This window comes from Dokdonia sp. LLG6352-1, from assembly GCF_045055815.1.
Taxonomy (GTDB): Bacteria; Bacteroidota; Bacteroidia; order Flavobacteriales; family Flavobacteriaceae; genus Dokdonia; species Dokdonia donghaensis.
Window position 1 is genome coordinate 2098784 of record NZ_CP159329.1, and the last position, 20409, is coordinate 2119192.

Sequence of the window (20409 nt, forward strand, 5' to 3'; positions counted from 1 at the left end):
CCAACTAGCTTAAAGCATACAGCTTAGAGCCAAAAGCCAAATTATGAGCGACGATAAAAAGATCATTTTTTCAATGCAGGGCGTTTCAAAAACGTTTCCTGGAGCACAGACACCTGTACTTAAAAAGATATACCTAAGCTTCTTTTATGGAGCAAAAATAGGAATCTTAGGTCTTAACGGTTCTGGTAAATCTACCTTGATGAAAATCATCGCAGGATTAGATACAAACTTTCAGGGAGATGTAACTTCAGATAAAGAATTTTCTGTAGGGTATCTTGAACAAGAGCCTAAGCTAGATCCAGAAAAAACGGTTCTTGAGATTGTAAAAGAAGGAGCTGCCGAAACGGTTGCTATTCTTGATGAGTACAATAAAATCAATGATTCATTTGGTCTAGAAGAGGTATACTCAGATGCAGATAAGATGGATAAGCTTATGGCACGCCAGGCAGTTTTACAAGATGAGATAGATGCTCGCGGTGCCTGGGAGCTAGATACAAAACTAGAGATCGCGATGGATGCACTACGCACCCCACCGGCAGATCAAAAAGTGGGTGTACTCTCTGGAGGAGAAAAGCGTCGTGTGGCTTTATGTAGATTATTATTACAAGAGCCAGATGTGTTATTACTAGATGAGCCTACTAACCACCTTGACGCAGAGTCTGTGCACTGGTTAGAGCACCACCTTGCACAATATAAAGGAACGGTAATAGCTGTAACACACGACCGTTACTTCCTTGATAACGTAGCAGGATGGATATTAGAGCTGGATAGAGGAGAGGGAATCCCTTGGAAAGGAAACTACTCTTCTTGGCTAGATCAGAAGTCTAAGCGTATGGCCCAAGAGAGCAAGACCGCTTCAAAAAGACAAAAAACATTAGAGCGTGAACTAGAGTGGGTACGTCAAGGAGCAAAAGGGCGCCAGACTAAACAAAAAGCTCGTCTACAGAACTATGACAAGATGATGAGTCAAGATCAAAAGCAAGTAGATGAGAAGCTTGAGATCTATATCCCTAATGGGCCACGTCTTGGTACTAATGTTATTGAGGCATCTGGAGTGAGTAAAGCCTTTGGCGATAAGTTACTCTATGAAGACCTTAACTTTAACCTGCCGCAGGCTGGTATCGTAGGTATTATAGGTCCTAACGGAGCTGGTAAGACTACTATCTTTAAAATGATAATGGGTGAAGAGGCTCCAGATAAAGGAACCTTTAACGTAGGAGAGACGGCTCAAATCGCATATGTAGACCAGAGTCACAGCAATATAGACCCAGAGAAAACTATCTGGCAAAACTTCTCCGACGAGCAAGAGCTTGTAATGATGGGAGGTAAGGAAGTAAATTCTAGAGCCTACCTAAGTAGATTTAACTTCTCAGGTAGTGAGCAAAATAAGAAAGTAGCAACACTATCTGGTGGTGAGCGCAACCGTTTACACCTCGCGATGACTTTAAGAGAGGAAGGAAACGTACTATTACTGGATGAGCCTACAAACGACCTTGATGTAAACACACTAAGAGCGCTAGAAGAAGGGCTAGAGAACTTTGCAGGCTGTGCCGTAGTAATTAGTCACGACCGCTGGTTCTTAGATCGTATATGTACTCACATTCTTGCTTTTGAGGGAGATAGTCAAGTGTATTTCTTTGAAGGTAGCTTCTCAGAATATGAGGCTAATAAGAAAAAGAGATTAGGTGGTGATTTAATGCCTAAGCGTATTAAATACAAGAAGTTAGTAAGGTAAGTAATTACATACAATAAGAAACGCCCCATACAGTTATGTATGGGGCGTTTTTATTTTAAATGTTAATTGTAAAATACCGCTACATAAAGAAAAATAGCATAGCACATAAGGCGAGTATAATAACAGATACAATAAGTATTGACTTATTAATTAGGATCAGTTTGTTATTAAATTCAATGCGTATCATCTTGATAGTTTTATGGTTTCACTTTATAGATACTAAAATATGTAAAAGGTTGCGTCTAAGTAATTTAAAAATTTTTGAACACTACATTTTACGATTAATTTCGTTACAGCGATAAAATTATGCAGTTTATCTTCTTCTAGAGATAAAAAGAGATTATTTAATCATTAACACCTGGTTGTTTTAGTGTGAAGTTTTCTTCCTTTTTTGCCTTATCTACTTGGCTTTTTACATCTCTCAAAAGTTCTTTTGCATCATAGATTATCCCGTCTTTTATGGTGTACTTAACTCCACCTACGCGCACTACTTCATTATCATCTGTTAGTTTTATAGCGCCTGTTCCATAAAGTACTTTGAGATTTTGTAATGGGTTTTCTTCTACAATGACAAAGTCTGCAAGTTTATTTACTTCTACAGAGCCTACTTGGTCGTCCATATTAAGCAATTCTGCGCCATTGAGGGTTGCCGCTCTTATCACTTCCAGAGGATGAAAACCTGCTTCCCTAAGTAGCTCTAACTCTCTAGGGTATGCAAATCCATATAACTGAAAAATAAAGCCAGAATCTGTGCCTACAGTTACACGACCACCTCTGTTTTTATATTCATTTACAAAAGCCATCCACATACGGTAGTTGTTTTTCCAGTGTACTTCTTCTTCTGTGCCCCAGAAGTGCCAGTAGCTACCGTGTGAAATTTTACTAGGTTGATAAAACCTCCATAAGGAAGGAAGGGTGTAGTCTTCGTGCCACTCGGCTCTTCTTGCTCTCATTAAGTCACGACTGGCTTCATAAATATTAAAGGTAGGATCTAGTGTGAAATCTAGCGCGATAAGCTCTTTCATCACTGCATTCCATTTTTCAGACCCTGGCTTAGCCGCTTGTGCCCATAGGCGTCCTGCCTCGCCAAAACGGTGTTGCTCATTATTATAATTATAGTCAAGCGGATAGTTTTGTACCGTCGTGTTTTCAAACAGTGCCTCTGGTAGTCCGTACCAGTGCTCCATAGACGTAAGTCCAGCACGTGCACTGTTAAGTACATTCCAGCGTGCGACGCTCATTTGAGCGTGGTGCATAGATGAGGTAAGTCCCAGTTTCTTGTTTTCTTCAAGAGCTGCTTGCATAACCTCTGGTGGAGCACCAAAAAACTTAATCCCGTCTGAACCATTTTTGCTATTATTTTGAACCCACTCTCTTGCTTGTTGTGCAGTAGTTATAGTCTCCTTACTACCTTGGCCAAAGCCTGTATGCGAGATGATACGTGGTGCGATGATGCTATTGCGTGCAGATTTTTTCTTGAGGTCTAGGGTAAAGTCTCTTCCTCTTCCAGAAACCTCACGTACGGTTGTAACGCCGTGCGCCATCCATAATTTAAAAACATAATCTGAATCTGCTCCTTGAGCTTCTCCGCCTATGTGTACGTGACAGTCTACAAACCCTGGTAAAAGGTACATCCCATTTGCATCTAGCTCTTTTCCGCCTGCACGTAGTTTTGGGCGTTTTGCTTCGTTAATCGCTACACCTGGATATCCTACTACTTTAATTTCGGTGATTTTATTTCCTTCTACTACGATATCTACAGGACTTATCGGTGGTGCTCCATTACCATTTATGAGCGTTACGCCACGTATGATGAGTTGATTAAAAGGACCTTCTTGTAGGGGTGATTGCGCTTTCGCGAAAGCGGAAAAAAACAACACTCCGCATATAAATGTGATAATTGATTTATACATAACTAGTTTATTAAACTCCCGAAGAAGATTGCGTTAAGAAAGAGTTTATTGGTACCGTACCAGCTTCCTCTAAAGTTAGGATTATCTGCAAAAAGGACTACGCGACCTCTACCTTGCGGAGAAACGATAAGTGAGGCACTCTTTTTCATATAGTCATTTAAGTTTTTATCAGATATAAATCCGTCTATATGCGGTGTGTCTGTGTATTGTGCAACGGTATTATACTCACTTTTTGAAGGTTGTAACCACACGTTATTGTTCTTATAAACAGGTAGTGTATTGTATCTGTAGCCAAAAGCGAGTGGGTGTGTTAAGTCTAGATCTACCTCAAAAATGGCTCCGCCTAGACGCTCCTTACCACGGTTAGGACCTTTATTTACATAAGGTTTGCGCTCTTCGGTCTTTGTAGAGTCTTCTTTCTTATCTTTTGTGAGTTTACCCGTAGCAATTTTTGATTTTATAGCCCAGCTACTCGCAGTTCCAGAAGTAATAAGAGTATTGCCTTGAGCAATCCAAGCTTTCAGGTTTTTTTGCTGTCTATCTGATATGGCGTTGTAGTTACCAGACACCATCACTATCGTGTTGTACTTACTTAAATCTACACGATTAAAGTTGCTCATCATCACTTTTGTGATAGGCATATGCACACGTGTGTCAAGCAAGTGCCATACTTCTCCAGCCTCATAAGAGCTAGTACCATTACCTATAACCATAAGTGCCTTAGGAGCGTCTATTTTTTGAAAGTTGCGGCTTCCTAAATCAATTCCTTTTATGCTAAAACCAGTATTTGCCGCATAAATAGGTACTTGATATTTTTGTTGTGCAGCTGCTAGTATGTCATATACTTCATCTTCGGTCTCATCTTGACGACTTACTGGTAGCATAAGTGTACCATAATTAAAATCCCTTATACCACTTGTAGTATTTGCTGTAAATGGTTTAAAAGCGGTGGCAAGCACGAGTCCTTCTTTTTGTAGGTAATTAAGTAGTGCTGGTGCATTATAATCATCATAATCGATAAGGTAGGCATAGCTTGTTTTTGTAAGTGGCGCTACGCGTACTAAATTATCTGTTGTGGTGATCTCTTCTCCTAAACTTGGTGTGCTGTTTAAACCTTTATAACGCATATTGTAAAAGTTACCTACAGACCACGCACTGGCATCATAGTATACACTATCACGGTAGGTGCTATAAGTTTCAAAAAATGATTGAACCATTCTTTTTTGAGCTTGGTTAGTAGGTACTACATAACGACCATCACCTTTATCATATAGTTTAATACGGTGCTTTAAGAGTTTATCTATAAAAGCCTTTGTTCTATTTGCATCATAAGGATCACCAAACTCGTATGCGGCTGCTTGATCTGTTTTTCCTTTCTTAAAGGCGCTTTTAAAGAACTCTTGTTGATACTCTCGCAGTCTTGCTTTGTTCTCTACAGCGGCCTTTACAGTAGCCATTCCAGATGTAAACTGGTTTCTTATTGTAAATGGAAAACTAATGGTGCCAAAATCTGTGTCTTGTAAATGACCACGGCTACTTGCTTGCTCAAAAAGTAAGGCGAGCGCTCCTTGTAAATCTGGATATGAAGATCCGTAGCCTGGGTAGGTGCCGTCAAAGGCTTCTTTTGTAAAATAAAAACTCCCTATCTCATCTAGCGCGCTAGAAAAGTATGGCGCAAAAAGGTTGTTGAGCTCCTCATAATTTTCCTTAGGCATAATAGGGTCTTTACTTCCTATAGGCAACATAGGCTCAAAGAAGTGTGTGCTGTTTGTGCCCATCTCGTGAAAATCTGTAACCACGTTAGGATACCAGTCGTGATACCAGTCTAGTTTGCCACGGCTCTCTGGGTTAATAGCGAGTAACCAGTCTCTGTTGAGGTCAAACCAGTAGTGATTTGTCCTTCCACGTGGCCACATCTCTGTATGCTCTGCGTCTATATTATCAGATACTAGTGGTGAGCCTTTATAACTATTTGCCCACTGTGTGTGGCGATCGCGACCATCTGGGTTTATGGTAGGGTCTAAAAAGATAACACTGTTTTTACGGTAGTTTACAATATCTGGATGCTGTGATGCTACTAGTGTGTATGCGGTAAGTAATGCCGCCTCAGAACTTGATGGTTCATTACCGTGCACATTATACCCTAGTTGTATAAAAACGGGTACTTCATTATAATTAGTCACATTTTGCTTTGTGTCTACAAAGGCGAGATGTTGTTTTTTAATGGCCGGCAAGTTTGCAAGGTTTTCTGCAGTAGATATGGTGAGCATCACCAGCTTTCGGCTTTCGTGTGACTTGCCGTATTGTGCTATTGTAGCCTGGTTTGATACCTCTGCTAGTTCTTGCAAGTAGGCTACAATCTGGTCGTGACGTGTATGTTGCTCGCCTATGTCGTACCCCAGAAACTCTGCAGGTGAAGGGATGGCGGAGTCAAAAGGAGCATACTTGCCTGTAAAATAATCTTGTGCGTGTAGTTGTGGTGATAACGCTTTCGCGAAAGCGTAAAAAACCACAGTCAGTAATAGAATCTTGTGTTTCATTTGGATTGATTTGTACTCCTAAAAATACGGAAATAATTATTGTACAATCATCTTAAAAGAACGTTTAGAATGTGCTACCTTTATTTTGTGCACGGTTTTTGATACCTGCAATATTCATTTTATACTGTATGCGCAATTTTTATTTTTTACTCCTTATTACATCTATCACTTTTGGGCAATCTGCCATTACGCCTGGTATGGTGCACCCCAAGGTGAAGCAAGACCCTACTTCTGATAAAACGTATGCGATATATCTACCTAGAGATTATGATGCACAGAGTAAATATCCTGTAGTTTTTGTTTTTGATGAGAAAGGAAGGGGAGATCTCATTACGCAACAGTTTTCTATAGGTGCCGCGCTCACTAGTAGTATTGTTATAGGAGCAAATTATGAGCTAGATAGCACGATAAAGCCGGCACTAAAACAGATGGAGGATTTGATAAACCGCTCTTATGATGAGTATGCTATAGATCGTGACAAGATCATTCTTGCGGGTTTTGGCTATGCAAGTTTAGTGACGAGTACCAGCGCGCAGTTGTCTAATAGTACTTATGGTCTTATTGCGGTAGGAGATGCATTTTTAGACAAGAAGCTTCTTAGTAAAAACCCAAAACTTAAGGTGTCTATACTCTCACCAGATGAGGGTAAGCAGTTTTATAAGCTACGTGCTTATGGTACAGGGTATAGCTTAGATAAATTTATAAAGGGTTATCACGTGTATGATGGAGGCGACTTACCAGAATCTGGTTACCTCGCGACAGCGCTTACAGACATTCTAATAGACGAGGACGTAAAAGAAGAGCGCGTGCAGCAATTTTATGATACAGATATGGCCTTTGCAGATTTATTGTACAAAAAGCAAAAGCACGTTTATGCATATAACTTTGTGACAGCGCTTAAAGATAAGTACAAAAAGATTCTTGATATAGACAGTCAGAAAGAACTCGCAAAGGAAATACGTTTTAATAAAGCTTTTCGCGCTAAGCGTGATAGGAGTACTGTAATTACCTACGGTGAAGGTCTACTAGCAGAAGATTTTAAGTATTACCTAGCAGAAGATACGCAAAAGGCGTTTTTTGATAACCTAGGCTGGTGGAGTTACCAGATGGATGAGCTAGATGTAAAAATAGATAGTACTGCAAGCAGTAAACAAGAGCGTAAGGCTGCTATACGTCTCAAAGGATTTGTACAAAACAGTGTAGAGCAGCAATATGAGATTGTAAAGGCACAAAATAGCACCCCAGAAAAACTACTTTTTGTAAATATTTTACGCACACTAGTAAACCCGTCTAACCAAGATGCTTTTATACAAGTTATAGGACTTAGTGCTCGCGAGGGAGATATTAATGCTTCTCTTTTTTATCTAGAAGAATTATTAAAATCTGGATATACAAATTATGAAAATCTATATGCCATCCCTTACACAACAGCTTTACGCATAGGCCCTGAGTGGAATGAGATTATAAAAGATTACCTAGGTAAGTCTAAGTATTACTAATGCCTTGAGCTTTTTTTATAGCCTCTTTTATGGCATCAGTACGGTCTGTTACTACAAAAAACTCTGAGCTTTTATTTTTAGTTTTAATGTGAAGAGCCCCACCCACACGTGTATTAAACAGTGTGCCGTGAGGTGTAAATCTATAGCCTATTCCCCAGAGCAATGTTGTCTTTACTATTTGAGCGGTCTCAAGATTTAATTGGTTTACAGGGAGTTTTCTTTTTACCAGACCCACTCCGAAACTTAAAATCGCATTCCTTTCTGTGATAATTATATCTAGCTTATAAAACAATATAATTATTACAATAAATAATAGGGACGTCGCTATGTAAACAGAGCTTCCGCTAGATGCTTCCGTACTAAAAAATGCAGATACACCCACGAGTAAAGTAGTTATTATAATCATTATAATAATGAGCGAGCGAAAGTATTGTGTCTCCTTATATAAGATGGTTTTCATAACTTTTCTTGTAATGATATGATGCAAATTAATGTAATATGTTACAAATAATCTTTTTGCGAATATATTTTCATCTCATAATCAGAAGGTTAACGTTGTGATTGTCATATATTCAGTTTGGCGCGATTATTGGCTGTTCATTACTATGTTGACAACTAAGTAGTAGAAGCTCAACATCACTCTTAACTATTATTACATTTATAGTAAGAGTAATTTTTAAAATGTCGCCTATGGATTTTAGCCAAGAAGGAAATAGTGTATCGCTCACTCGCTTTGAGTCTATGTTAAAGACTAATGATGTTCTTTTTTTTGACGCAGAGGAGTTTGAGAATATTGCAAATTACTATATCGAGAGTGGTAAAATTGCGCTTGCGCGAAAAGCTGTAAAGCTTGGTCTAGAGCAGCATCCCACATCATCAAATCTTAGACTTTTTAAAGCAGAGCTTTTCATCTTTGAAAATAAATTTGAAAAAGCCGAACAAATTCTCACAGAGCTACACGAGCTAGAACCACATAATGAAGAAGTTTTTATCCAGAAGGCAAATATTTATAGCAAGCAGGATGATCACAAAAAGGCTATTTACTTACTAGAGCAGGCTATAGATCTTACTAATGATCCTGCAGATGTTTATAACCTCATAGGGATGGAATATCTTTTTATAGAAGATTTTCAAAATGCCAAGGTTAATTTTATGAAATGCCTAGAGGTAGATGATCAAGATTATAGTGCGCTTTATAATGTAATTTATTGTTTTGATTTTTTGGAGCAACATACAGAGGCTATAGATTACCTCAATATGTTTTTAAACAATAATCCTTATTGTGAAGTAGCGTGGCATCAAGTGGGTAAACAATATTTTGGACTTAAGGAGTATGAAAAAGCGCTTTCTGCCTATGATTTTGCCATCATAAGTGATGACCGTTTTGTAGGAGCTTACCTTGAGAAAGGTAAAGTGCTAGAAAAATTAGGGCGTTATAATGAGGCATTAGAAAATTACCAGATTACACTTGAGCTTGAAGACCCTACGTCTTTTGCATTACTTCGTATGGGTAAGTGCTATGATAAACTTGGTAGTGATGAGCTTGCTTTAAAACATTTTGAGCGCTGTGTGCACGAAGATCCTTTACTGGATAATGGATGGATTGCCATTACAGATTTTTATAAAAAACGTCTCAACTTTCAGAAGGCACTGTACTATATAAATAAAGCTATTAATATAGATAGTGATAACGTTCTTTACTGGAAACGTTATGCAAAAATTAATCATAGGCTTAAGTTTTATGAAGAGGCAGAAGAAGGGTATCGCCGTACGCTAGAACTGGGTAATTATGAACTTGATACCTGGTTAAACAGAGCAGATATACTTATACAGCTAGGTGAACATAATGCTGCAGTTATTAATCTAACGCAGGCTATGGAGTTTTATCCAGAAAATGCCGAGGTAGCTTTTAGACTGGCAGGTCTTAATTATATGCAAGGAAGTGATATACAAGGACGCTACTTTTTGAAAAATGGTCTAAAACTAGATGCCGAATTTTCTATCATTATAGATGAACTTTTTCCTTATGTGGCGGCAAAGAAGGAAGTGCGTGAGTTAATTGAGAAACACTCAAACTAGCAAATTCTAAAATTTTGTTTAAAAATAGGTGCATAAAGTGAAAGCTAGTATTTTAGCTTAGACTTTAAAAATAATCCTATGCCAAAAATTTCACTCGCTTACGTATTTGTTATCTTAAAAGGAATGGCGATGGGAGCGGCAGATGTAGTTCCTGGGGTATCTGGTGGTACCATTGCATTTATATCTGGTATCTATCAAGAACTTATAGAAACAATAGATAAACTAGACTTTGGAATTTTTAAAGTTTGGAAAAAGGAAGGAGTAAAAGCTGCAATAGCGCAATACAATCTTAAATTTTTAGGAAGTTTATTTTTAGGAGTAGCTATAAGTATACTTTCACTTGCTAGGGTTATATCTTACCTTTTAGAATCGTACCCTATACTAGTCTGGTCTTTTTTCTTTGGTCTTGTACTTGCAAGTATTGTTTATATAGGAAAACAAATTACAAAATGGAATGTGGCTACTATTATTGCCCTCATAGCAGGTGTTGCAGTAGCATATTTTATCACAATAGCCGTACCTACAGAAGCGCCTAACGCGTGGTGGTTTTATTTTGTTTCTGGTTGTATTGCTATTATCGCAATGATTTTACCAGGAGTTTCTGGTTCATTTATACTCGTATTACTGGGTTCTTATGGGATGGTTCTAGGTACTATTACAGATGCGCAAGATGCATTACTTACCAGAGACTGGGCCCTGCTAAGAAGTGCCATCTGGAAAATTATACTTTTCGGTTTAGGCTGTATTGTGGGTCTCAAACTCTTTTCAAAAATTCTCAAATGGATGTTTGAGCATAAAAAAGAAATTACACTTGCTGTACTTACTGGTTTTATGATAGGGTCTCTTAATAAAATATGGCCTTGGAAAAAAGTATTATCTACACGCATAGATAGGCACGGAGATGAGGTTGCAATAGAGGCAAAGAGTATACTCCCGTCGAACTTTGATGGAGATCCGCAGGTGCTATATGCAGTGATATTTGCTATTGTTGGATTTGCATTAATCCTATTGCTGGAAAGAGCAGCAGGTAAAAAGAAGGTATATGCAGACTGAGACTAGATCGCTTTCTGATAAGCTCTGGCTCGTTCTTAAAGGTCTTGCTATGGGTGCTGCAAATAAAGTTCCGGGAGTATCTGGAGGTGTTGTAGCCTATGTTGCAGGATTTTATGAAGAGTTTATTTATTCGCTCCAAAAGGTAAATGGAAAAGCTTTACGACTACTTTTTGGAGGGCGGTTTCGTAGTTTCTGGCAATACATAAATGGACGATTTTTAGGACTCCTTATTTTAGGAATGCTCATAAGTTATTTTAGTGTTTCATTATTACTAGATCTAGCTATAAGAAATTACCCCTTGTTAGTGTGGAGTGCTTTCTTTGGTATGATAATAGGTTCTATCTATTATATAGGTAAAGATTTTGAAGAGTGGACTAATCGCAATATTGTAATGCTTATTTCGGGGGTTGTTTTTGGTGTAGCTATAAGTCTTATGGAGCCCGCACAAGAAAATGATAATCTTCTCTTTGTATTTATTTGTGGTATTATAGGTGTTTCTGGGATGACATTACCAGGCCTCTCTGGTTCCTTTATACTTATCTTATTAGGTAATTATGTACTACTGCTTGTAGATTCTGTAAACGCATTATTTGTAACGATTACAAAAACATTTTCTGGAGACTTTTCTTTTATAGATGACCCTATACATATGCGACTCCTTACAGTGCTTGCTGTTTTTGCCTTAGGCTCACTTACAGGGCTAGTGACGATATCGCACTTCTTAACTTTTTTATTAAAAAAGTTTAAGTGGGCTACTAACGCTGCTATACTTGGGTTCATAATAGGTTCGCTAGGTGTTGTATGGCCTTGGAAAACAGAAGTCTTTGAGCGCGATCTATCGGGAGAGATTGCACTAGATATAAACGGAACCCCAATTTTAGATAATTACGATCGTTATTTACCCACAGCTTTTAATATAGAAAATGTGCTTGCTATATTTTTTATACTCGCTGGTATCTTTATGATTGTTGCACTAGGTAAATATGGAGAGAGAACAAGACAAAGTAAATAAATATGGCCTTTTTGGTAAGGATATAGGATATTCATTTTCTAGAGGATACTTTAAGGAAAAGTTTGATAGGCTTCAAATTAATGCACAATATGTAAATTTTGATGTGCCAGATGCAAAGGCTTTACACGAGGTACTCCTAGTGCAATCTGCAATAGGTTACAATGTTACTATTCCTTACAAGCAGGATATTATTCCATTTTTAAATAGGCTTGACACACACGCTGCTGCTATAGGTGCTGTAAATACCGTAAAGACAGAAGATGATGGCACACTTACGGGGTATAATACAGATTATGTAGGTTTTAGAGATTCATTATTAGAACGTTTTGGTGAGAGTCATTTTTCTGATTTTGACGAGACAGTTCTTTCAGCATCTTCTTATAAATGTTTGATTTTAGGTACTGGAGGGGCGTCAAAAGCCGTGCATTATGCAATGCAACAGCTAGGGGTAGAGAGCACCTTTGTTTCGCGAAAGCGTTCTAATAACTCATTACAATATGAAGATCTCAATGAGCAAATTATAAAAGATCACACCTTTATAGTAAATACAACACCCGTAGGAACTTTTCCCGAGGTTGAGATGGCGCCAGCGATACCGTATCAATATATAGGTGATTCTCATATAGCTTTTGACCTTATTTATAATCCTGAGCAATCTACTTTTCTTACAAAAGCATTGCAGCAAGGTGCTCAAATTATAAACGGATTTAGAATGTTAGAATTGCAAGCAGAGGCCTCTTGGAGCATCTGGAATAGCTAGCACTAGATTATTGTCCTATGTGCGCACTAAATAGTATATTTACTCCTCATAAATTAGAACCCTAACATTGAAAGATATGTCTGAAGAGAAGAAACCTCAAGACTCAAAAGTAGAAGAACATCTAGAAGAAACAGCGCCAGCAACAGATCGCACTATGAATGATGAAATAGAAGCACTGGCGGCAGAAGCAAATGCTACAGAACTTCCAGATGACGCTGAGGTAGCATCTGAGATTGATGCAGAAGAAGTTGCTTCTCCAGATCAGGCTGCTGCAACACCAGAAACTACAGAAGTGGCACCGGCTGCTCCAGTGGTAAAAGAAATCCCTAAAAAAGACTATGCAACTCTTACAAAAGAAGAGCTTATAGAGGAGTTACAATCGCTTATTAAAAGTGAGAAAGTAACCGCTATAAAAGAACACGTAGAGGAGATAAGTACAGTTATAAATGCTCAGTTTGATAAAGAGCAAGAAGAGGCTAAGGCTGCTTTTCTAGAGGAAGGTGGTAACATTATAGATTTTAGATACTTCTCGCCACTTAAAAAGGCATATAATGAGGTATACTATGAGTATAGAAACAAGCGCCAAGAGTTTTATGAGCGCAAGCGTAAAGATCAAAATGCAAACCTTGCAGAGCGACAATCTCTTATTGATGAAGTAAAAGCTTTGCGCAATGAGCTAGGTGGGGCTGAGAGTGTAAACACGACATTTAATAAATTTAAAGAAATACAAGAGCGCTGGAATAATGCGGGTAACATACCGAGAGATCGTTATAACCTTGTGTGGAATGACTACTATTTTCACGTAGATGCGTTTTATGAACTGCTGCACCTTAACCGTGACTTTAGAGATAAACACTTTAAAGAAAACCTAGATAAAAAACTACTTCTTATAGAAAGAGCAGAGGAGCTTGGAGCAGAGCCTAACATTAATAAGGCTTTTAAAGAACTACAACTCCTACACCGTATGTGGAAGGAGGAAATAGGTCCTGTAGCACGTGAGCACAGTGACGCTATCTGGGATAAATTTAGCGCTGCTACAAAAAAAATACACGATGCTCGTGATGAAAAGCAAAAGGAGATAGAGCTCGTATGGGTGAAGAATCTTGAGACTAAAAATGATATCATAGCGCAAATTAATGAAGTAGCACAAGATGATATTAAATCTCACAAGAGCGTACAAGAGAAGATTAAAAAAGTAGAAGCACTACGCGAGCAATTCTTTAAGGCAGGTAAAGTCCCAAAAGAAAATAATGAAGACACCTGGGCATCTTTTAAAGCAGCTACAAAGCTTTTTAACCAGAAAAAGAATGGCTTCTATAAATCTCAAAAACAAGAGCAGTACGATAACCTTGCAAAAAAGAAAGAGCTTGTAAAAATAGCCGAAGAACACAAAGATAGCGATGATATAAAGGGAACGCTAGATGTGATGAAGCGCATACAGGCAGACTGGAAAAAGGTAGGTCACGTACCACGTAAAGAGAGCGATAAGGTATGGAAGCAGTTTAAAGATGCTTGTAATCACTTTTTTGACCGTCTTAAAGATTCTAAAAAGCAGGCAAGTGCAGGCGAGCAAGAAAACTTTGATAAAAAACAGGCCTTAATGAATACTGTTAAGGAAACAAAGATGACGGGTGAGCGCACCGCAGACCTTGCGACTATTAAAGAATTTATAGACCAGTGGAAAGGTATAGGTCGTGTTCCTTATTCAAAAAAGAATATAGATCAAGACTTTAATAAAGTACTAGACGGCCTCTTTAAACAACTTGATATAGACAAGAAAGAAGCAGAGCTCATTAAGTATGAAAACCGTGTGCAAATTATGGCAGGCGGAGCAGATGACCGCGCTATAGAAAAGGAACGTTTCTTTATTAGAAAGAAAATAGATGAGACTAAAGCAGAGATTAACCAGCTAGAGAACAATCTAGGTTTCTTCCAGCACGTGGCAGACGATAACCCGATGGTAGTAGAGGTGCATAAAAACATTGCACGTCATAAAGAAGAACTTAATGTATGGACTTCAAAACTACGTAAGATAAAAACCTTAGTAGCTCAAAATCAAAAAGCCGAAGAGGAGGCAGCTGCTGCTCAAGAAGCCGCAGAAAATGCTCAAAATGAGACTTCTGAAGATAATTCTGAAGCATAATTGTAACAATTGCCCTCGTGCTTCGTCTTTATAGTATCAATCAATAAAAACAGATATTATGAAAACGCAAGCAAAAACAGCAACAGCACGAGATCCTAGACAGGGAAGAAACACCATTTTGGGGATATATGTAGTCCTCTCAACATTTTTCATTTCTGCCTACACACTGGTACAGTATTTCTCAATGTAGAGTAAATCAGACAAACTAAAAAAACACAGCCTTCATCAAGCTGTGTTTTTTCTTTTCACGCTTTCGCGAAAGCGTAATACTCCTTAATGTATTAAAACACAAAATCCGTTTCTTAATAAGAAACGGATTTTGCTCTTTCATAGCAGATTTTTTTATCTGTCACGCATATAAGGGCGAATGACATAATATAAGTCGCTAAGAAAGAGAAGACCTTACAAAAATGTATATTTGAGTATAAAATAATTTTAAAGATGCGCAAACTCTTAGTATTACTCGTATTAATTACCGTCTCTGTAGGCTGTGATGGACAGAAGAAAAACAACGCAACTACCGAGCAGGTGACTAATTATTACTTCATTCGTCACGCCGAAAAAGTGCTAAGTGATCCGTCTAATAGTAATCCAGATCTCACTCCAGAAGGAGAGGCGCGAGCAGAGCGCTGGAAAGATTTTTTTACAGATAAGGATATAGATGCTGTTTACTCTACAAACTATTTACGTACTATGCGCACGGCAGAGCCTACGGCAAAGGCAAATAGCCTAGCTATAAAAAAATATGATCCCAGAGCTTTAAACGACGAAGCTTTTAAACTTGCGACTACGGGACTTAATGTTGTGGTAGTAGGCCACAGTAATACAACACCAAACTTTGCAAATGCTGTCTACGGTGAGCCAGACGCGTTTAAAGAAATAGACGAGTCTGAGTATTTTCATCTCTACCACGTGCAGCTTGCGGGAGAAGGTAAAGATCTGGTTAAGAAAAAAGAAGCGCTAGTTATAGACTAGCAAGCGGGACAACTAGATACCTCCACATCCTCTAGTTCAATAATGCTAAGTAAATCAAGATTATTGTTTTCATAAAGTGCATCTAGTGTTTGCAATGGTGGATACTGCTCTTCTGGCTTGTAATTGCGATAATCTACAAAGCGTATGCCGTTTATAATGCGCTCGTTGTAAGCCTCTCTAAAACGTGTCCCACCTTCTGCGGTTTGGTAATTATATGCAAGATAGTCTACCGTGTAGCGGTTTTTGTGTATCCAGTACATATACTCATCTTGAAAATCTTCACCACCACCTTCTTGGGCAAAAGTTACCTTGATGCGGTAGTAAGGCTCTCCTTTTACAACGCTTTCATCTACAAGTGATTTACGCACCGCTGGGTCATTAAGACCATAAGGTAATACAGAAAAGTAGTGTACAGAATTAACACTATTTGCATAGCGATTTTTCATACTATCTGGAAGGGGTGTAGGTGCGCTTTCGCGAAAGCGTACAAACTCCCCATTATTTTTTATAACATCCTGTTGTACTTGACAAGCAGCGTCTGTGCAACGTTCTAATGTTCTCAACCCGTCTTTTCTAGTAGCTCTATAGTAATACTTTCTAAATTTAAAATGTATGCTAGAGTTTGCAATTACCTCGCCACCAGACGCGGCGATTGCCTTATCTATAATCTCTTGTGCAGTAGGCGCTGGCGTTGTACAACTTGTAGCAAGTAGTAATAAAAAGGCGATATAAAATAATCTGTGCATAATACTAGTTATATGGAGGATATAGTCGAGGAATAATAGATGTGCTTACATTTATATGAAAGGGATGCAAAAATACAATCCATAATTTTAAAAGTGCTCAAGACGGGCTGTGCATTAGTATTTTTTAAGAGTGTAAATGAGTATTAATCGTGTAACATTGTATCTTTGTAAGAATGTCAAATACGGTAAACATAAAGAACAGAAAAGCTCGTTTTGAATACGAGATACTTGATAGGCTCGTTGCAGGTATTGTACTTGCTGGTACAGAGATTAAGGCTATAAGAGAGGGTAAAGCCTCTATAGCCGAAAGTTTTTGTGAGTTTAATGATCAAGGGGAGATGTTTGTAATTAATATGACCGTACAAGAGTACTCACACGCTACTTACTTTAATCATAACCCTAAGAGTGAGCGCAAGTTACTTCTTAACAAGCGCGAACTTAAAAAATGGGAGCGTGAGGTTAATAAATCTGGTCTTACCATTGTGCCCTTAAGACTTTTTACAAATGAGAAGGGTTTTGCAAAACTCGAGATTGCACTAGCTAAGGGTAAGAAAACCTACGACAAGCGCGAGACCATTAAGGATCGTGACAACAAGAAAAATCTTGATAGAATTAAAAAGGCTTTTAATAATTAACGACCACAGTTAAGAGTTTAACAATTTGTTGGGCAGCTCTTTATAAATTTCTAGCTTTTTTTGAGTTAGAAATCTTCTTATGGTCATTAGGCTTTTTGTTCTCTTTTTATGCTGTGCTCAGGTATGCCTTGCCCAGTTCCCACTATCTACCCAAGGAGAGGTTAAAATAGGCGACTTTAAACTAGAAGGCGCACACGTAAATAATCTTAACTCGCAACAAAGTATTACTACAGATAGTGATGGCCGTTTTGTGATGGCTGTAAATAAAGGTGACGTATTACTTGTTACTCACTTAAGTGCCAGAGATCAATATGTTGTAATCTTTGAAGAGCTGGCATCACATCCATTTTTAAATATAACACTTAAAGAAAAAGAGAACACCCTTGATGAAGTCGTTTTAAATAGTAGTGATAAAATCACCGTTCAAAGCGTGGGGATTATACAAGGAGAGCGCCCCATCCCCACCACAAATGAGCGCAGGCTACAAACTGCTGGTGATTTTAAACCAGTTCATCTACTAGGTCTTCTAGGGGGTAGTCTCCAGCTGGACCCTATTATAAATGCTATAAGCGGTCGTACCAAAAGACTCAAAAAATATGTGGCTATAGATAAAGAAATAGCAGCATATGACCTTATGATGGAAAAATATGCACAGTTTTTGAGAGAACGTTTTGAGCTTACACAAGATGAGCTTAAACAGTTTGTAAATTACCTGGTAGATCTACCAGAGTTTCAAAGTAAAGCGCATCAAGAAAATGAGTTGCAGGTACAGCTTTGGCTCTGTGAGCAGTATCTTAGGCTTGTAAAAGAGTAAACATTTCATCAAGTCAAAAATCAGCATATGCGTTCACATTACTTTATCATTTTCCTAACACTGTTTTCATCAACCCTCACAGCACAAATTACAGGTGTTGTGACAAGCCAAAATGGAGAGCAACTCCCATTTGTAAACGTATACATAGAAAACTCAAATAGAGGAACTACTACAAATGGTGATGGGGCTTACGAGCTCCTTCTAGAAAGAGAAGATCAAGGTAAGAAGATGGTCGTGGTTTTTCAATTTTTAGGTTTTGAGACCATCACACGTACGGTTGAGATAGGGTCGCCACAAGTAGTCTTAGACATTGTAATGATAGAGGCAACAACCTCTCTAGATGAAGTTATTGTTGAAGCAGGTGTCAACCCTGCCGATAGAATAATACGTGCAACCATAGCAAACCGAAAGAAGAATCTTGACGTCATAGGAGAGTATACTGCAAAGTTTTACTCTCGTGGGCTATGGCAAGTACAAGATGCTCCAGATAAAATACTAGGGCAAGAAGTAGGTGATCTGGGTGGTGGTCTAGATTCCACACGTACTGGTATTATCTATCTTAGTGAGACTATATCAGATATAAAATACCAGCGTCCAGATAACTTTAGTGAGGTTATTGTGGCAAGTAAGGTAAGTGGTGATGACAACGGTTTTAGCTTTAATACCGCTAGTGATGCAAATTTTTCTTTTTATGAAAATACATTAAATCTCAATGCTCAAATCGTATCACCCATCGCTTCAAATGCGTTTGCTTATTACAAATACACCCTAGAAGGTACCTTTTATGAAAACAACCAGCTCATAAATAAGGTAACTGTAACACCTAGACGTGTTAATGACCGTGTGTTTACAGGCACCATTTATATAGTAGAAGATAGCTGGCAATTGTACGGTGTAGATTTACATACAGATGGTGCCGCCATACAAGTGCCTTTTATAGAATCTCTTAATTTTAAACAGAATTTTAAATATGAGGACGAGCTTAAGCAGTGGGTGAAAATCTCTCAGGTCATAGATTTTAGTTTTGGATTTTTAGGGCTTAAAGGTGACGGGAGATTTACAGCTGGTTACTCAGATTATAATTTCAAACCCGCATTTGGCAAAGACTCATTTTCGGCAGAGATCTTGTCTTTTTCTCAAAATGCAAACAAAAAAGACAGTACCTTCTGGGATCAAAGACGCCCAGTACCACTCACACTGTTAGAGCAAGAAGATTATGTGAAAAAGGATAGCATACAGGTCATTAGAAAATCAAAGAAGTACCTAGATAGTATAGATGCACGTGGTAATCGTTTTAAGATAACCTCACCTATTTTTGGGTACGATTATACAGACACATATAATAGATGGAGAGTGGGAGTTTCTTCACCTTTACAGGCTATTCAGTTCAATACCGTACAGGGCTGGAATGGTAGCCTGCAAGCCAGTTATTCAAACTGGAGTGATGATGATTATACAAAGACTTTTTACGCTTTCGCGAAAGCGAATTACGGCTTTTCTGAAGACCAACTGCGTTATACCTTAGGAATAACAAGGCGTTTTAATAGAACAAATAGGGCAGTGGTGAGCCTTACAGGAGGTGTAGATCTACAACAGTTTAATAACGCCGAACCTATACGCCCTATATTTAATACTGCATACTCACTCCTTAGAGAGAAAAATTTTGCTAAGTATTACGAAAAAGAATTTGCACAAATAGGCTACGGGCAAGAGCTCGTTAATGGTTTACGAGTAAATGCAATTCTAGCTTATGAGAAACGTAATCCTGTTTTTAATACGACAGATCAAACATTTTTTCCTAGTGATGATCGCGAGTTTACCAGCAATAATCCTCTAGCTCCATCAAGTAACGGGAGCGCTGCAATCACAACACATCGCATAGGGAAGTTTTTTACAAGTGCAACGATAAACTTTGGGCAAAAATATTATAGTTACCCTAGCGGAAAGTTTAATGTACAGTCTGAAAGATATCCAGCTATAACGCTAGTATATGAGAAAGGCTTTGGAGCCTCGGTAGCCGATTATAATTTTGATCAATTGCGCGTTGTTGCTCAGCAAGAGTTTAATGTGGGTAATAAAGGTAGGTTATCATATGATTTGCGTGCAGGTACATTTTTGGGCACTGGAGAAGAGATAAGTTTTGTAGATAGGCAGCACTTTAATGGTAATGAGACAGTGCTCTTTGAGCCTGGTGCTATAAATAGGTTTAATGTCTTGCCTTATTATGAGCGCAGTACAAATACCGGTTACTTTGAGGCACACGCAGAGCACAATTTTAAAGGTTGGATTCTAGGTAAAATACCAGGTATAAATAAACTCAATTTTAACCTTGTAGCCGGCGCACATCTTTTAGGTACTCAAGACCAAAGACTGTATCGTGAGTTTAATGTAGGTTTAAGCAATGTAGGCTGGGGTAAGTTTAGATTACTGCGTGTAGACTACGTTTATGGTCAAGGTGCACTAGGAGGAAATAAGGGTACTTTTCTTATAGGCTTGAGTCTATAA

The 20409-nt window shown here is 38.3% G+C and carries 16 protein-coding genes; 12 read left to right on the forward strand and 4 right to left on the reverse strand.

Annotated features, from left to right (window positions below; genetic code table 11):
• Positions 1-43: 43 nt before the first annotated feature.
• Positions 44-1735, forward strand: a complete 1692-nt coding sequence (ettA, locus tag ABVM49_RS09450; RefSeq protein WP_035325109.1) for an energy-dependent translational throttle protein EttA — start codon at positions 44-46, stop codon at positions 1733-1735.
• 344 nt (positions 1736-2079) lie between these two features.
• Here the strand turns inward: ettA and ABVM49_RS09455 are convergent, their stop codons facing one another.
• Complete coding sequence (locus tag ABVM49_RS09455) at positions 2080-3648, reverse strand: amidohydrolase family protein (protein ID WP_405201640.1); 1569 nt, start codon at positions 3646-3648, stop codon at positions 2080-2082.
• A gap of 2 nt (positions 3649-3650) precedes the next feature.
• Complete coding sequence (locus ABVM49_RS09460) at positions 3651-6188, reverse strand: M14 family zinc carboxypeptidase (RefSeq protein WP_405201641.1); 2538 nt, start codon at positions 6186-6188, stop codon at positions 3651-3653.
• 128 nt (positions 6189-6316) lie between these two features.
• Here ABVM49_RS09460 and ABVM49_RS09465 point away from each other — a divergent pair, with 128 nt between their 5' ends.
• The gene (locus ABVM49_RS09465; protein ID WP_405201642.1) at positions 6317-7687 is read left to right on the forward strand and encodes a hypothetical protein; all 1371 of its coding nucleotides are present in this window, start codon (positions 6317-6319) and stop codon (positions 7685-7687) included.
• Here ABVM49_RS09465 and ABVM49_RS09470 read toward each other — a convergent pair.
• Positions 7674-8147, reverse strand: a complete 474-nt coding sequence (locus ABVM49_RS09470; protein WP_405201643.1) for a hypothetical protein — start codon at positions 8145-8147, stop codon at positions 7674-7676. The genes ABVM49_RS09465 and ABVM49_RS09470 overlap by 14 nt on opposite strands.
• 230 nt (positions 8148-8377) lie before the next feature.
• Here ABVM49_RS09470 and ABVM49_RS09475 point away from each other — a divergent pair, with 230 nt between their 5' ends.
• The 7 genes from ABVM49_RS09475 to ABVM49_RS09505 all read left to right on the forward strand — a co-directional run bounded on the left by ABVM49_RS09475 (position 8378) and on the right by ABVM49_RS09505 (position 15709).
• On the forward strand, positions 8378-9766 hold the full coding sequence (locus ABVM49_RS09475; RefSeq protein ID WP_405201644.1) for a tetratricopeptide repeat protein: 1389 nt from the start codon (positions 8378-8380) through the stop codon (positions 9764-9766).
• 78 nt (positions 9767-9844) lie between these two features.
• Positions 9845-10819, forward strand: coding sequence for a DUF368 domain-containing protein (locus ABVM49_RS09480; RefSeq protein WP_405201646.1), 975 nt, complete (start codon positions 9845-9847; stop codon positions 10817-10819).
• Complete coding sequence (locus ABVM49_RS09485; RefSeq protein WP_405201647.1) at positions 10809-11831, forward strand: DUF368 domain-containing protein; 1023 nt, start codon at positions 10809-10811, stop codon at positions 11829-11831. The genes ABVM49_RS09480 and ABVM49_RS09485 overlap by 11 nt, the downstream gene beginning before the upstream one ends.
• Positions 11803-12591, forward strand: coding sequence for a shikimate dehydrogenase family protein (locus ABVM49_RS09490; RefSeq protein ID WP_405201648.1), 789 nt, complete (start codon positions 11803-11805; stop codon positions 12589-12591). Before ABVM49_RS09485 ends, ABVM49_RS09490 begins: the two co-directional genes overlap by 29 nt.
• Before the next feature lie 76 nt (positions 12592-12667).
• Positions 12668-14734: a DUF349 domain-containing protein gene (locus ABVM49_RS09495; protein ID WP_405201649.1), complete on the forward strand. Its 2067-nt coding sequence runs from the start codon at positions 12668-12670 to the stop codon at positions 14732-14734.
• Between the two features lie 58 nt (positions 14735-14792).
• Positions 14793-14924 carry a hypothetical protein gene (locus ABVM49_RS09500; RefSeq protein ID WP_262485472.1) on the forward strand — a complete coding sequence of 44 codons (132 nt, stop codon included), beginning with the start codon at positions 14793-14795 and terminating at the stop codon, positions 14922-14924.
• Between the two features lie 251 nt (positions 14925-15175).
• A complete protein-coding gene (locus ABVM49_RS09505) occupies positions 15176-15709 on the forward strand; it encodes a SixA phosphatase family protein (RefSeq protein ID WP_405201650.1) in 534 nt (177 codons plus the stop codon).
• Here the strand turns inward: ABVM49_RS09505 and ABVM49_RS09510 are convergent.
• The gene (locus ABVM49_RS09510; protein WP_405201651.1) at positions 15706-16455 is read right to left on the reverse strand and encodes a DUF6503 family protein; all 750 of its coding nucleotides are present in this window, start codon (positions 16453-16455) and stop codon (positions 15706-15708) included. The two genes, ABVM49_RS09505 and ABVM49_RS09510, sit on opposite strands and share 4 nt — an antisense overlap.
• Before the next feature lie 173 nt (positions 16456-16628).
• Between ABVM49_RS09510 and smpB the strand changes: the two genes are divergently transcribed.
• From smpB to ABVM49_RS09525, 3 genes are all read left to right on the forward strand, one after another.
• A complete protein-coding gene (gene smpB, locus ABVM49_RS09515) occupies positions 16629-17090 on the forward strand; it encodes an SsrA-binding protein SmpB (protein ID WP_021778605.1) in 462 nt (153 codons plus the stop codon).
• A 79-nt stretch (positions 17091-17169) separates the two neighbouring features.
• The gene (locus ABVM49_RS09520) at positions 17170-17904 is read left to right on the forward strand and encodes a hypothetical protein (protein WP_405201652.1); all 735 of its coding nucleotides are present in this window, start codon (positions 17170-17172) and stop codon (positions 17902-17904) included.
• A gap of 27 nt (positions 17905-17931) precedes the next feature.
• Positions 17932-20409 carry a DUF5686 and carboxypeptidase regulatory-like domain-containing protein gene (locus tag ABVM49_RS09525; protein WP_405201654.1) on the forward strand — a complete coding sequence of 826 codons (2478 nt, stop codon included), beginning with the start codon at positions 17932-17934 and terminating at the stop codon, positions 20407-20409.